The organism is Vibrio sp. S/42/10 (genome assembly GCF_029890535.1).
In the GTDB taxonomy this organism is placed as follows: domain Bacteria; phylum Pseudomonadota; class Gammaproteobacteria; order Enterobacterales; family Vibrionaceae; genus Vibrio; species Vibrio cyclitrophicus.
Window position 1 is genome coordinate 80,327 of the sequence record NZ_JAKMZC010000002.1, and the last position, 15,011, is coordinate 95,337.

Annotated in this window: 13 protein-coding genes; 10 read left to right on the forward strand and 3 right to left on the reverse strand. The window is 43.7% G+C overall.

Features of this window, described 5'->3' with window-relative positions; all coding sequences use genetic code 11:
- Positions 1-240: 240 nt before the first annotated feature.
- From L8S15_RS02695 to L8S15_RS02705, 3 genes are all read right to left on the reverse strand, one after another.
- Positions 241-516 (reverse strand): hypothetical protein, encoded by a 276-nt coding sequence (locus L8S15_RS02695; protein WP_010432049.1) that lies wholly within the window; start codon positions 514-516, stop codon positions 241-243.
- Between the two features lie 249 nt (positions 517-765).
- Positions 766-2,073, reverse strand: coding sequence for an ATP-binding protein (locus L8S15_RS02700; protein ID WP_050544273.1), 1,308 nt, complete (start codon positions 2,071-2,073; stop codon positions 766-768).
- Positions 2,074-2,109: 36 nt separating this feature from the next.
- Positions 2,110-2,814, reverse strand: a complete 705-nt coding sequence (locus L8S15_RS02705; RefSeq protein ID WP_010432042.1) for a response regulator — start codon at positions 2,812-2,814, stop codon at positions 2,110-2,112.
- A gap of 279 nt (positions 2,815-3,093) precedes the next feature.
- On the opposite strand from L8S15_RS02705, the gene L8S15_RS02710 reads away from it, so the two are divergent.
- The 10 genes from L8S15_RS02710 (at position 3,094) to L8S15_RS02755 (ending at position 14,865) form a co-directional block, all read left to right on the forward strand.
- Positions 3,094-4,191 carry an alpha/beta hydrolase gene (locus L8S15_RS02710; RefSeq protein ID WP_280571971.1) on the forward strand — a complete coding sequence of 366 codons (1,098 nt, stop codon included), beginning with the start codon at positions 3,094-3,096 and terminating at the stop codon, positions 4,189-4,191.
- 395 nt (positions 4,192-4,586) lie between these two features.
- Positions 4,587-5,189 (forward strand): transcriptional regulator BetI, encoded by a 603-nt coding sequence (gene betI, locus L8S15_RS02715; protein WP_010432037.1) that lies wholly within the window; start codon positions 4,587-4,589, stop codon positions 5,187-5,189.
- Positions 5,190-5,285: 96 nt separating this feature from the next.
- Complete coding sequence (gene betB / locus L8S15_RS02720; RefSeq protein WP_016789971.1) at positions 5,286-6,746, forward strand: betaine-aldehyde dehydrogenase; 1,461 nt, start codon at positions 5,286-5,288, stop codon at positions 6,744-6,746.
- Positions 6,747-6,818: 72 nt separating this feature from the next.
- Positions 6,819-8,531, forward strand: a complete 1,713-nt coding sequence (gene betA / locus L8S15_RS02725; protein ID WP_280571972.1) for a choline dehydrogenase — start codon at positions 6,819-6,821, stop codon at positions 8,529-8,531.
- 136 nt (positions 8,532-8,667) lie between these two features.
- Positions 8,668-9,645: a choline ABC transporter substrate-binding protein gene (locus tag L8S15_RS02730; RefSeq protein ID WP_016768995.1), complete on the forward strand. Its 978-nt coding sequence runs from the start codon at positions 8,668-8,670 to the stop codon at positions 9,643-9,645.
- Between the two features lie 71 nt (positions 9,646-9,716).
- Positions 9,717-10,559 (forward strand): choline ABC transporter permease subunit, encoded by an 843-nt coding sequence (gene choW / locus L8S15_RS02735; RefSeq protein WP_010432025.1) that lies wholly within the window; start codon positions 9,717-9,719, stop codon positions 10,557-10,559.
- Between the two features lie 2 nt (positions 10,560-10,561).
- Positions 10,562-11,833 (forward strand): choline ABC transporter ATP-binding protein, encoded by a 1,272-nt coding sequence (gene choV, locus L8S15_RS02740; RefSeq protein ID WP_280571973.1) that lies wholly within the window; start codon positions 10,562-10,564, stop codon positions 11,831-11,833.
- Between the two features lie 360 nt (positions 11,834-12,193).
- Complete coding sequence (locus L8S15_RS02745) at positions 12,194-12,676, forward strand: MarR family transcriptional regulator (RefSeq protein WP_010432019.1); 483 nt, start codon at positions 12,194-12,196, stop codon at positions 12,674-12,676.
- A gap of 275 nt (positions 12,677-12,951) precedes the next feature.
- Positions 12,952-14,367, forward strand: coding sequence for a coniferyl aldehyde dehydrogenase (locus L8S15_RS02750; RefSeq protein WP_280571974.1), 1,416 nt, complete (start codon positions 12,952-12,954; stop codon positions 14,365-14,367).
- 54 nt (positions 14,368-14,421) lie between these two features.
- A complete protein-coding gene (locus tag L8S15_RS02755; RefSeq protein WP_010432014.1) occupies positions 14,422-14,865 on the forward strand; it encodes a hypothetical protein in 444 nt (147 codons plus the stop codon).
- Positions 14,866-15,011: the final 146 nt, after the last annotated feature.

Here is a 15,011-nt window from a genome sequence, read left to right on the forward strand (position 1 = left end):
GAAAGACTATTAAGCCGAATTTAAAGGAAATTTTGATAAGGAATTGACGACTTTTGGTCTTATTTTCTGAATTATTAGTTACAAGAGAGTTAGCCAAGTGGAGCTTTATCTAGCACAGAGCACAAAATAAGTGGTATGAAAAAGCCAGCGACGGATAGTCACTGGCTTAGATTGTTTCAGCTTTCTAAAGCTAGCGTTTAAAGGTACGCAAGCTTTAGCAAGTTGCTGTTTTTTTTGGAATTATTGCTTTTTACCGCCCACTTGAACGTAGTCGATGCCGATAATACGGTTGATGATACCCATAACAGAGCTTGTATCAGAGTTTGTTGAGCGAATTGTTTCAACCGTTGCACCTTCTGGCACTAATTCCATTGCACGATCTTGAGTGTTACCAGGAACTTGGAAACCCACAATATTGAAGCTTTCAGCGTGTGCAGTGTAAACTTCATCGTTGTGACTAATACCTGAACAACCTGCTAGAGAGATAACGCCTAAAACACACAATAACTTTTTCATAAAAATACCTTAAGAATGATTGGGAATTTAGATAGTAAGCCCATGGCTTCAACTGCTAACAAAGTGCGAGTTAACGAGTAACGGTTTACTTTGCTACTACTTAGCAGTGCTGTAATGACAAGCCATAAACGACAGTGTCATGATTATCTAGACTCAATAAGTTCATTGGGAGACAGCATCTCCCGACCGATGTTGAACATTATTCCAGAGGTGTTTTGTAGTTACTGTATGGGTTTGTCAGCTGAATCGTTACATAGCCGAATTATTACATATCTGAATGGTAATGGTGAATACGGCTCCCTTTAAAGTTTGGCTCTGGCCAACTTCCACGGTTGCGTTATGTTGAGCACAGATCTTATCGACGATAGAAAGCCCCAAACCATGGCCGCTCTTGGCTTTGTTACGCGCTTTGTCGCCAACGTAAAAAGGTTCAAACAGGCGAGCTTGGTGTTCTTGTGCCACGCCATCACCATCGTCATGTACCGCAATCTGTAGTTGATCTTGATGCACGCTAGCCTCAATCGACACCTGTGAACGCGCAAACTTCATTGCGTTACGTACTAGGTTATCTAAGGCTCGGTTAAGCAGCGTTTCATCTGCTAGTATCGAGCTAGGTTGTTCTGGCAGTGATAAGCTGATGTTGAGTTCTGTATCTTTGTTCCAGCGTGTCATCGCATGTTCAAGAAAGTCTCTTATCTCTAATGGCTGTTGTAGGTTTTCGAGGCCAATGCTATCAAGTTTGGCGTAGCACAACAGTTCGTCGACCATCTTTTCCATCTCTTCTGTGTCTTCGACGATACTTTCAACGGTGTGTTGTTGCGATTCATTGAGCGGCGTGTCTTTGAGCATTTCAGCTTGCCACTGTATACGAAATATTGGCGTGCGTAGCTCGTGAGCAACGGCATTAGTAAGTGAGCGGTTACTCTCAATTAAGCGATGAATACGGTCAGCCATTAGGTTGAAGGATTTATTGAGTGAGCCAATGGCTATGCCGCTTGAAGTCTCTGCTCGTGAAGAGAGATCCCCTTCCGCAAAGCGTAGGGTGGCGTATTCAAGTTTTTTGACCCGTCGGAAAATAATAACTAGGTGGCATAAGCCGTATAAGATAAAGCTTGCTAGGAAAAACAACCAAATGAGATCATCTTCAAGCTCGATTTTTTGCCGAACGAACGCTTCATTATCAGGTAAGTAATGGTAGGTATTATCACTGCCTGTGAGGCGAAACCATAGATCTCGTCCATCATCGTGAAAGATAAAGGTATTCGGGTTAGTACTGAAGAACTCTGAAACGGGGGTTGGTATTTCATCTTTTGGACTGAACATGACCAGTTTATTTCGTGTGGTTTCGACAAACTGATTTATCGCTTGTTGAGCTGCTTCAAGACCTTGATTTTTAGCGATGTTTTCTATCAGTTGTTGGTGGGCCGTCGCTTCGTAATCTTCCATTACATATTCGTAGTCGGTATTGAGCTGGTAGACAGAAATTTCGTAGGCAACAAGGCCGGTCATAAAGCAAACTAACAGCCCAAGCAGGGACTCCAAATAGATACGTCGCATAATCGCTCTCTTTCATTACGCTCGTATTGAGCGAGGTTAATGCCAGGCGGTCGAAACAAATAAGTAACCTTTCCCGCGAATGGTCTGAATTTTCTCTGCTGGTGTGTGATCGTCACCGAGTATCTTTCTTAGACGCACAACCTTGTTATCAATTGTCCTATCGATCCCGTCATACTCAATCCCGCGCAGTGTTTGGGTTAAATAGTCCCGTGATAACGGCGTATCTGGGTTGCTTGCCAACAACCAAAGTAGATCAAACTCGCTGTCTGTGAGTGACAAAACAGCACCTGCAAGTTCACACTTCTTGTATGTGTTTTTCAGTACGAGTTGATCAAATTGAAGGTTATCAGAGTCATCAATTGAATGAGCCACCGTTTCTTGACGGCGTAATAGTGAACGGACCCTTGCTAGCAAAACTCTTGGTTTGATTGGCTTGGTGACATAGTCATCAGCCCCTGTCTCTAAACCAGCGACATGATCAAAGTCGTCATCGCTAGCGGTGAGCATCAAGATTTTACCTTTATAGTGCGTACGCGTCTGTCGGCAGATTGTCAGCCCATCGGTTACAGGAAGCATTAAATCCAGCAATACGATGTCAGGTTGTTCGGCAAGAATGGTTTGCGCGGCATTACTGCCATCGTCCAGAACCAATACATCAAAATCTTGCGCGACAAAGTAGTCTTGCAACATTTTCTGAAGTTTCAAATCGTCTTCCACGATGATCATTTTAGGTTTTGTCATTCCATTCCCAGCCTTATCGTGTGTTTAGCTTATACGAGATTACGTGAGTGAACCTTGTTTAGTAATTAATCGCTATTGCATATTGAGTCTAATTGCTTCGCGAAAAATATCTGAGATGAATGATTAAACACTTTTTAAGCTAGTTCAATGCTGATATGAAATTAATAGGAAAATAAAAAACAATGTTCAAAAAGAACATACATACTCTTACATTATCAAGACAGATAATTCGAGAGCTAAATAATAGAATTTCCCTATCAAATATTTTGGGAAAACGGCATGAACCACTATCAAAAGATTTTACTAGCATTACCTTTGATTCTCTTAGCGGGCTGTAATTCAAGCTCTAACTCGGGTAAAGCGGCAAACAAAGTGCAAATGAAACCTAAGGCCGATTATGTATTTTCATCGGCTAAATTGGGTGAGTTATATCAAGAGAGGCAAGATCTCCAAGAATCCATGAAACTCACCTACGATGGTGTGCTGTATGAAAATATTCAGTTTGCTGAAGACATCAGTGATAAGCAAAAAGTGGTAAGGCTAGCAAGTCGCCTAGGTCAGAGCGTTGATCTGTATCTTCCTGATGCAGGAGTCGATGACTGTGCGATTTACAGTGAGGGTAATTTTTATGACTCCTTTGATTGCGGTACTGCGCTGCGCTCTGTTTCTAATGAAACTACGTTAATTCAAACGAGCGCGACCAGTAAAAAAGCGGTTGAGCTTGAGTATCACAATGAGATGTCGCAATACGTGACGAGTCTTGGCTCTACGATTCTGAGCAAAACTAAAAATGGTAACAAAGTCACTATCATTACTTCATTTGCCTTTAACGCATTTTACCGTGATGTACTCCAGAACACTGGCGCTGTTGAGCGAATTACTTCTACTCTTGGGGTTACAACCTATTCGCAGCTTTTCGATATCGTTAAGCTATACCCAGGCAGTGAAATGATCTTGAAATTTAATAACCATATTGGTGGCAGTGCTGATGATGATATCAACATGTACACCGGTCGCATGATCAATAGCAACAATATGACCACAATCGTTACTCCAACGGGTTCGGTGTTCTCTGGCGGCACGGATCTGTTCGCGGCGGGTAACCCACGAGTTTTACAACGAGCAGATACCACCAAAGCCATTGAGCTTAATAAGCAAGTGGGCGTTCATAGCTGGGCTGAGGGTGATAAAACAGCTAAAGAATTCCCATACACCAACGAAAGCCATCGCAAGCAAGCGACCTACTTTAAAAAGGTCATGGGAGACAAAGGGATCGACTTCTACATCTTCACTTTAGATTCTGCCCCTGCTTCGGGTGAACACTGGATGACAAATGCCGATTCTGACAAGTATGGGTTCATTACACGTATTGAGTGAGCCTAGGTAGATTCATCGCTTTAGATTCAAAGCTCCGTAAAGGTTGATAATGGTTTGGTCATTATCAACCTTTTTTTATGCACTTTTTCACTTTATATCCTTCCTGCATCAAACACTACTTTAAGGTTTTTACTCGAGGTTCTAAATATCGTTAACCTGATTGATTTTTACTCTTTTTCGCTAAAAACTTTCGACCAATAACCATCACACCTCAAATCTTTAATTAATTTCATTAGTGGTCTAAATGATATTTAAGTATATGTTTTCATGGGTATTTAATCGTTTTGAATGCTGTGTTGTTACGGGTTTGTTTTAAATAATCATTTGAACCCTAATTAAATTTCTGTCATTTTATATTTAACTGAACGTTCAATATAAAATAAAAGGACTGAGAAATGCCGAAGGTTGGGATGCCTGACATACGTAAACCACAGCTTGTTCAAGCCACCATGACGGTGATTGACCGAGTGGGTTTACACGCCGCGAGTATTGCGTTGATCAGCAAAGAAGCGGGCGTGTCTACAGGTATCATTAATCACTATTTTGGTGGGAAACACGGTCTGCTCGAAGAGACGATGCGTGAAATCCTTCGCCAATTATCCAACACCATCACGACTTCACTAAAAGCGCTTCCTGTTGATGCTCACCAACAGAGAATAAACGCGATCATCGATGGTAACTTCGAAGGTTACCAAGCCGAAAATAAAGTCGCGAAGGCATGGTTGGCATTTTGGTCCTATTCAATGCATGACCAACAATTGAAGAGACTACAGCGTGTAAATGAAAAACGTTTGATTTCACATCTGCGTCTTGAGTTGAAAGGTATTTTGAGTCATGAACAGGCGGATCTCGTTGCTCACGGGATTGCTTCTCTGATTGATGGGTTATGGCTGAGAGGCACGTTAAACCCTGAAGGTATCGATGCTCAAAAGGCTCGTGCCATCATCAATGATTATCTTGATAAACAACTGACGTTTTACTCGTGTAACACCGCATAGAACGTGGTCGTCGCATTGCAATCATAGTACTTGAACGATAAATACTCACACATAGACCAGCAGAGTCTAATAACAATAATTAAGTCAGAATCTCAAATGGAAATGAACTCGTTATACATCGATGGCGCAGCGGTTAAAGCTACGTCTGGTGAAACCTTTGATAGTATCAACCCGGCAAACGGCGAACCTATCGCAACGCTAGGCCAAGCCTCTTCAGCGGACGTGGATAGCGCTATTGAATCTGCGAAACGTGGATTTGCGGTATGGTCAGCAATGACGGCCATGGAACGCAGTCGTATTCTTTTGAAAGCGGTAGCGATACTTAGATCTCGAAATGATGACCTTGCAAACCTTGAGGTTGTTGACACGGGTAAGCCACTGCAAGAAGCGATTGAAGTAGATGTAGCGTCTGGTGCCGATGTGATTGAATACTTCGCAGGCCTCGCTCCTACACTTCAAGGCGATCAACAACCCCTTAGTGAATCTCAATTTTTCTACACTCGTCGTGAACCGCTTGGCATCTGTGCCGGTATTGGCGCGTGGAACTACCCAATTCAAATCGCGATGTGGAAATCGGCTCCGGCATTGGCTGCGGGTAATGCGATGATTTTCAAACCTTCCGAAGAAACCCCGCTAACGGCACTTAAGCTTGCTGAGATATTTACCGAAGCAGGCCTTCCAGATGGTGTATTTAACGTGGTTCAGGGTGACTACCGTGTCGGCCAAATGCTAACGGCTCATCCAGACATCTCTAAAGTGTCTTTCACAGGTGAAACCGGCACTGGTAAGGCTGTGATGGCGGATAGCGCTAAGACGCTTAAATCGGTGACCATGGAACTTGGTGGCAAATCGCCAATGATCGTGTTTGATGATGCGAAATTGGATGATGCGGTTTCCGCTTCTATGGTCGCAAACTTTTACACCCAAGGTGAAGTGTGTACCAATGGTACTCGTGTTTATGTACACGAAAACATCTACAACGATTTTATCGACCAACTTAAGACACGCACTGAAAAACTGATCATTGGTGATCCAATGGACATGGAGACTCAAATTGGTGCGTTGATTTCTAAAGAGCACCTTTCAAAAGTTCTTGAAGCGATTGAGCTAGCAAAACAGTCTGGCGCAACATTGCTGACTGGCGGTTATCAAGTGACTGACAACGGGCTAGCGAACGGCAACTTTGTTGTCCCAACCGTGTTTGTGGACTGCGAAGACAACATGCCACACGTCCAACAAGAGATCTTTGGCCCTGTAATGTCGGTGTTGAAGTTCACTGATGAAGACGATGTGATTCGTCGTGCTAACGATACTAAGTACGGCCTGGCTGCTGGCGTGTTCACGCAAAACCTTTCTCGTGCTCACCGTGTTATTCATCAAATGCAGGCAGGTATTTGTTGGGTTAATACGTGGGGTGACTCACCTGCAGAAATGCCTGTTGGTGGCTACAAGCTTTCGGGTGTTGGTCGTGAAAATGGCCCAGAAACTCTACTCCACTATACGCAAACGAAGAGCATTCTTATTGAGCTAGGCGATTACGCCAGCCCTTATGCCTAACGCGTAAAACTTAATTCAACAGGCTAGCTTAAAAGAGCTAGCCTCACTGACTCATCTCAGGGAACTTAAAATATGGAACAACGCTACGATTATATTATCGTCGGCGCGGGTTCGGCCGGCTGTGTGTTAGCGGATAGGCTAACGGAAAGCGGTGAACATAGCGTTTTATTACTGGAAGCGGGTGGTACGGATAAGAGCATTTTTATCCAAATGCCAACGGCGCTTTCCTACCCGATGAATACTGAAAAATATGCATGGCAGTTTGAGACTCAACAAGAGCCAGGCCTTGATGGACGTGAACTGCACTGCCCACGCGGCAAAGTGTTAGGTGGTAGCTCATCAATCAATGGCATGGTTTACGTGCGTGGTCATGCTTGTGACTTCGACCAGTGGGAAGAAGAGGGTGCTGCCGGTTGGAATTACCAAGCGTGTTTGCCTTATTTTCGCCGTGCTGAATCATGGAACAAAGGTGGCGATCAATACCGTGGCGACAATGGCCCAGTAGGCACTTGTAACGGTAACGATATGGATCTGAACCCGCTTTACCAAGCATTCATTGATGCAGGTAAAGACGCTGGTTACCCAGAAACACAAGACTATAACGGCTACCAGCAAGAAGGCTTCGGCACCATGCATATGACGGTAGACAAGGGAGTGAGAGCCTCAACCTCTAACGCTTATCTGCGCCGTGCATTGAAGCGTTCAAACCTGACCTTGAAGAAAGGCATCGTGGCGCGCCGTTTCTTACTTGAAGCACAAGACTCAACTGGCCAATCAGGTCTGAAAGCAGTCGGTGTCGAGTTTGAAAAGTCAGGCAATACTCAAGTCGCGGTCGCGAACAAAGAAGTGATCTCTTCTGCCGGTTCTATCGGTTCTGTTCAACTGCTGCAACTTTCTGGTATCGGCCCGAAAGCCGTGCTTGAAAAGGCTGGTATAGAGCTGAAACACGAACTCAGTGGCGTCGGTGAAAACCTACAAGACCACCTAGAAGTGTACTTCCAATACCACTGTAACGAACCCATCACGCTTAACAGTAAGCTTGGTTTAGTTAGCAAAGGCATGATTGGCGCGGAATGGATTCTGACTCGTAAAGGTTTGGGTGCTACTAACCACTTTGAATCATGTGCGTTTATTCGTTCACGCAAAGGATTGAAGTGGCCGAATATTCAATACCATTTCCTACCAGCAGCTATGCGTTATGACGGTCAAGCGGCTTTTGATGGTCACGGTTTCCAAGTTCACGTTGGGCCTAACAAGCCTGAAAGTCGCGGTACGGTTGCGATCACTTCGGCTGATCCGCATGCCAAGCCAGAGATCATTTTCAACTACATCTCGACCGAGCAAGACCGCCAAGATTGGCGCGATTGTATTCGTCTGACGCGTGAGATTTTGTCTCAACCTGCGATGGACGTTTACCGAGGCGAAGAGATTCAGCCTGGTCTAAATATTACTTCCGATGAAGCGATTGATGAATGGGTTAAGCAGAACGTTGAAAGCGCGTATCACCCTTCATGTGGCTGCAAAATGGGGGCTGATAACGATCCAATGGCAGTGCTTGATGAGGAGTGCCGTGTTCGCGGTATTGATAATCTGCGTGTTGTCGACTCGTCTGTTTTCCCAACTATTCCAAATGGAAACTTGAACGCCCCAACCATTATGGTTGCCGAGCGCGCTTCCGATTTGATTCTTGGTAAGCCGATGCTTAAAGAGCAGGATGTTCCAGTGTGGATTGCTCCTGAGTGGGAAGACAAACAAAGAACAGATAAACCAGTAAGAGAAGTGTAAGTCTCTGTTATTGAATAGAAAATAGAAAAATCAGTAATAATAAAAATAGTAACAACAAAAATTAGTTAAAAGTCAGAAAAATTGCCCTGATTAGTATGAGTTAGGGCAGAACAAGGAAAGATAAAAAGGAATCATTATGACGACTCAACATAAACAGACCGCTACAAAAACGGCATTAGTAACATTAGCCATCAGTTCATTCGCGTTCAGTGCTTACGCTAACGCTTCAGTAGAGCCACAACAATGTGAAAACGTTCGCTTTGCTGATGTGGGCTGGACAGACATTACTGCAACAACCGCCGTTACTTCTGAACTATTAAAAGGCCTTGGTTACAAAACCAAAACCGACCTACTTTCTGTACCGGTGACTTACTCTTCAATGGCGAATGGTGACATTGACGTGTTCCTAGGTAACTGGATGCCAACCATGGAAGGCGATATTGCTAAGTATCGTGAAGCGGGCACTGTAGAGACAGTTCGTGCCAACCTTGAAGGTGCAAAATACACATTAGCTGTACCTAAGTACGTATACGACGCAGGTGTAAAAAGCTTTGCAGACCTAGCAAAACATGCCGACAAATTTAAAGATCGTATCTACGGTATCGAGCCGGGTAACGATGGTAACCGCTTAATCCAATCAATGATTGATTCTGACGCGTTTGGCTTGAAAGACTTCAGCCTAGTGGAATCAAGTGAAGCTGGCATGGTATCTCAAGTATCGCGTGCGGCACGTCGCAGCCAATGGATTGTTTACCTTGGTTGGGCTCCTCACCCAATGAACAGTAATGTTGAAATGGAATACCTTGCTGGTGGTGACGACTTCTTTGGCCCGAACTATGGTGGTGCGAATGTCTACACCAACGTTCGTTCAAACTATTTGTCAGAGTGTTCAAATGTGGGGCAGCTTCTGCAAAACCTAGAGTTCACTCTAGAGATGGAAAACCAGTTGATGGAAGAGATTCTTAACCAGAAAGCTAAGCCAGAACAAGCCGCTCAACAATGGTTAATCAACAATCCACAACAAGTTGAAGCTTGGTTAGACAACGTAAAAACACATAAAGGTGAATCAGCAACTCAAGCCGTTACTGAATACCTAAAGCAAGTAAAAGCTTAGTTCTACCTATCTCAACAGCTACATAAATAATAAAGGTGAGCTTCGGCTCACCAATAATGAAAGGCAATATTGTGAATTTTATTACGGAAAACAAAATCCCTGTCGGACAATGGATGGAAGCTGGCGTTGACTGGTTAACAATCAACGCAGCAGGCTTTTTTGACGCTGTCTCTATCTTTTTAGAAACCGTTATTCTGTTTTTAGTCGATGTATTTAAGTGGATGCCTCCTGCATTACCTATTGTTATTACGGCAGCCCTTGCATGGTATCTACATCGCAAACTGTCTTTGGTGATCTTCGTCGTCGCCGCGCTTCTGACGATCCTCAACCTTGGCTATTGGCAAGAAATGCTGGAAACCTTTGTTCTCGTCTTTGCGGCGACAACGATTTCCGTATTAATTGGCGTACCGGTTGGCATTATGGCGGCTCACCGTCCTTGGCTATACACGCTGTTGCGCCCGATCTTAGATTTAATGCAGACCGTTCCAACCTTCGTTTATCTGATTCCGACTTTGGTTCTATTTGGCTTAGGTATCGTTCCAGGCTTAATCTCGACCATTATTTTCGCGATAGCCGCGCCGATTCGTTTGACCTATTTGGGGGTGACTAAAGTCCCTGAAGAGTTGATTGAAGCGGGTAAAGCCTTTGGTGCAAGCCGCATGAAGTTGTTGTTAAAAGTAGAACTTCCAGCCGCGCTTCCAAGCATCATGGCAGGCGTAACGCAGTGCATTATGTTATCACTTTCTATGGTAGTGATTGCGGCTCTTGTTGGTGCTGACGGCCTGGGTAAACCTGTGGTTCGAGCGCTAAACACAGTGAACATTTCACAAGGCTTTGAAGCCGGACTGGCGATTGTACTGGTCGCTATTATTCTTGATCGCTTGTGTAAGACACCAAACCAGAAGGAAGCTTAATCATGTCTTTAGTAAATAACGCTATGTCTCAAGAAAGCAAAGCCGTACCTCAAGAACATAAAGCGAATTCTCAAGAGCAGACTGCAGTGGACGCGATTACCATCAAAAACCTTGATGTCGTGTTCGGTAATAAAGCCAATCAAGCACTTGAACTTCTAGACCAAGGTAAAACTCGCCAAGAGATTATCGATGAGACTGGTCAAGTTGTTGGTGTGGATAATGTGTCGTTGACGGTTAAAGAGGGCGAGATATGTGTATTGATGGGTTTGTCGGGCTCGGGTAAATCTTCACTGCTTCGCGCTGTAAACGGTTTGAATGAAATTAGCCGAGGTTCTTTAGCAATCAAAGATGGCGATAAACTGGTGGACTTAGGCGAGCAATGTGACGAAGCGACTCTTCGTCACTTACGTACTCACCGCGTATCAATGGTATTTCAAAAGTTTGCACTGATGCCTTGGTTAACCGTGTTAGATAACGTGGCATTTGGTCTTGAAATGCAAGGCGTAGCCAAAGATGTTCGTCGTGAAAAGGCGCGTGAACAGTTAGAGATGGTTGGTTTAGCTGAATGGGAAACCAAATTCCCTCATGAGCTTTCTGGCGGCATGCAGCAACGTGTTGGTTTGGCGCGAGCGTTTGCGATGGACACAGACATTCTGTTGATGGATGAACCTTTCTCCGCGCTTGATCCACTGATTCGAGCACAGCTTCAAGATGAACTGCTTACATTGCAAAGCAAGCTTAATAAAACGATTTTATTCGTGAGCCATGACCTTGATGAAGCGTTAAAAATTGGTAACAACATTGCGATCATGGAATCGGGTCAACTGATCCAACACGGTAAACCAGAAGAGATCGTATTAACGCCAAAAACCGAATACGTAAAAGACTTCGTTGCCCACACCAACCCATTGAACGTACTTAAAGGTCGTTCATTAATGCAGCCTCTTGGATCATTGACACAAGAGAATGACAGTTGGAAGATCTGTGGTGCAAAAGATCTATGGATTGAACTGAATGAAGGTATTTTATCTGTAAAAGGTGAATCCGCTTTGGCTCTTGTTAAGTGGAGTGAGTCTGATGACTTGACCGCAATCAACTCGTCGAGTGTTGTGGTGGCAAGCCCAGAGATCGGTATGCGTGATGCCATTAAGCTGAAACAGATCAGCAATCATCCCATTTTGCTTGTCGAAGACGATCTGTTGGTCGGGATCTTGGACAACAGTGAGTTTTACAGCGCTCTTACAGGTAATTTTCAACTTAATAATGCCGCTTAATGGTTTGAGTTGAGATAATTTGTTCTCTAAGAGATAAAATAGGTAGTGAGACAATGGTAATCTCTCTACCTATTTGATTATAAAATCTTTTTCTCTACCAATGTTTGTGATTTTGGTTACTTTTTTCTTTGTTATATAAATAAAAATCGGCTCTTATTGAGCAAAAGTGTTGGTCTGCGCAGATTCAGATGCATAGAAAAGATTGAGAATAGTATGAACATCAGTACAATGCGGAAAATTAATGAAGTAATTTATCAATTTACAGTGTAATTCGAACGCACCTGACTCAAGAGTTCAGGACATTTCATTGCTTCGATACTGTAAATCCACTCACAGTATATTAGTACAAAGGTCTGCATCTTGGACAAACATGACGAAATCCTGGTCGCTATTCGCCAAATTATTCGCGCTATCGATTTACACTCGAAAAAGCTGAGTAAAGAGTATGGTTTGACTGGCCCTCAATTAATCTTAATGAGAGCAATCCAAGAGATGGGTAATGTGACGATCAAAGAGTTGTCTAATCAAACTAATGTGAGTCAAGCAACCACGACTACAATCATCGATCGCTTAGAATTGAACGGCTATGTACAACGAGTACGTAGTGAATCTGATCGACGCAAAGTACACGCAAACCTGACTGAAAAGGGTCAAGAGTTGTTGAGCAATGCACCACCGCCGCTACAAGATAACTTCGTGAAAAAATTCCAAAACCTTGAGCCGTGGGAGCAAAGTTTACTGCTTTCTTCGATGCAGCGAGTCTCATCTATGATGAACGCAGAAGATATCGATGCTGCTCCAGTACTTCAACTTGAAGGCATTGCAAACGTAGCCAAGAGCTAACGTTAGTTTTAAATTGTATATTTAAAACAAAAACTTAAATAGTTATCAAATGGTCGCATTCAGCGGCCATTTTTGATCCCGCCATTCAAAATCTTCTAATTATCCCTCAGTTATTAGTTACGTATTTTTATTTAAACGCCCCTGATCTATTCTCAGCTTTTGAATGCCTCTTTTCTGGTATTCAAAAACGTATTGACGATTCTCTGACAATAAACTTGTGGACCGACCGGTTTGTTTTGGATTATTGTGTGCTTATATTAACCACGAGGTGATGTATGAAACACGAATTGACGGCTACACAAATGACAGAGATGTTGAAGAATATGCAGGACGCTTTTGCAGATGATCCGATGCCCACTGTGCCGGTGAGAATAGAACAGTTGCTTGCGCTGAAATCTGCTCTCATCGATTACACAGATCGTTTGTGTGTAGCCGTGAGTGAGGACTATGGTCACCGCAGCCGACAAGACACTTTGATGGCTGACATATTGCCTTGTATCGGAAATATTGATCACAGCATTGAGTGTTTGCCTCATTGGTCGACATCTTCAATTCGTCATTCCGGTCCATTACTTTCAACCTCTCGTGTGGAGGTGGTTTATCAACCCAAAGGCGTTGTCGGGATTATTGCCCCGTGGAATTTCCCGATCATGTTATCCGTCGGACCGCTTATTTCTGCTCTGGCTGCAGGCAATCGCGCTATGATCAAGATGAGTGAATTTACCCCAGCGACGAACCAAGTATTAACAGCGCTATTGGCTGAAGTTTTCCATGCCGATGAGGTGTGCTTGGTTGAAGGTGAGGTAGAAATCGCAGCCGCATTTTCGGCATTGCCGTTTGATCATCTTCTATTTACAGGGTCAACCCAAGTGGGTCGCCAAGTGATGAGGTCAGCGGCTGACACGCTAACTCCAGTCACGCTAGAGCTAGGCGGTAAGTCACCGGTTATCGTTGCAGAAGACATGCCAATTGATATCGCGGTTGAGCGAATCATTTATGGTAAGAGCCTCAATAACGGGCAGGTGTGTGTGGCTCCTGACTATGTATTGCTACCTGAAGGGAAAGTTGAATCTTTCATTCAAGAGTATAAAAAACAGTACCAATTGCTATTCGATGAAGGAGTGTATTCCGAGAGTTTGACGTCCCTAATCAATCCTCGTCAATGCGACCGGATAGTGGGTTTGTTGAATGAAGAACGACAAGCTGGAACGCGAACCGTCGCTTGCCATGACGAAGCGATGGACTTAGATAACCACCGCTTGGTGACGCACCTGATTGTTGAACCAAGCCTGTCATCCAAGGTGATGAACGAAGAGATTTTCGGCCCACTATTACCCTTGATTACGTATCGCAATATCGAAGAGGCGCTCCAAGTCATCAATAGCAAACCAAGGCCGTTAGCACTCTACCTGATGAGCTTTGATTTGAGTTTACAGGCTCAGGTTAAGCACCAAGTTCATTCCGGCGGAATGTGTATCAATGACTGTGTTTTCCATCTAGCGGTTGATGACGCGCCGTTTGGTGGCATTGGTGAATCAGGGCAGGGCAATTATCACGGTAAAGAAGGTTTTCTGACTTTCTCTCATGCAAAAACAGTTTTGGAAACGGGCTTAGATCATCGAGTTAAGCATCTGTTTTCAAGAGAAGACAACGAATTAAAAGCAGCTGTGATGAGCATGCTAGGCAAGTAAGTTATACCTGATATTACGTTATTCATTATTAAAAATTTATATAAGAGGCTATTTATGTTGGAACGTTTTTTTGAAAGAACCATAAAGTCGTATTTGATGATCACGGGATTCTTGACTGCCACTGCTTTTTCCACCTTTCTGGCACCGGACTGGAGCATGCAGACGTTGTTCTCGTACAACGATACGATGTTGGAAAGTAGCACGTATTTGATGGGTACATATCAGCACTGGGGCGTTATGGTCGGTTGTATCGGCATATTGTTGATGGTCTCGGCGAAGTACAAATCGCTGCGTACATCGACCATGATTTACAGCGCATTTGAGAAGTCGATGTTTGTGGGCATATTCTTATACAACGTATGTATCAACGATTATGAGTGGTTTTATGGTTGGAGCGGTGTGTTTGCGCTCGATGGATTTGTGACTGTCTACTCTTTAGTTTACCTGTATTACTACCTCACTAGAGATAAAAGCAAGGTGCCAGCTCATCTTCGTTAATAGTTAATAAGTTGCTCATGGTGAGTCAATGACACTTATTTAATGATCACTCACTAGCTTACTTATTACTACAGCCCGCATTTGCGGGCTTTTTTCGTTTTGGGGCAATGATCCATAAAGATCTTAATTGACATATCTTTGACATT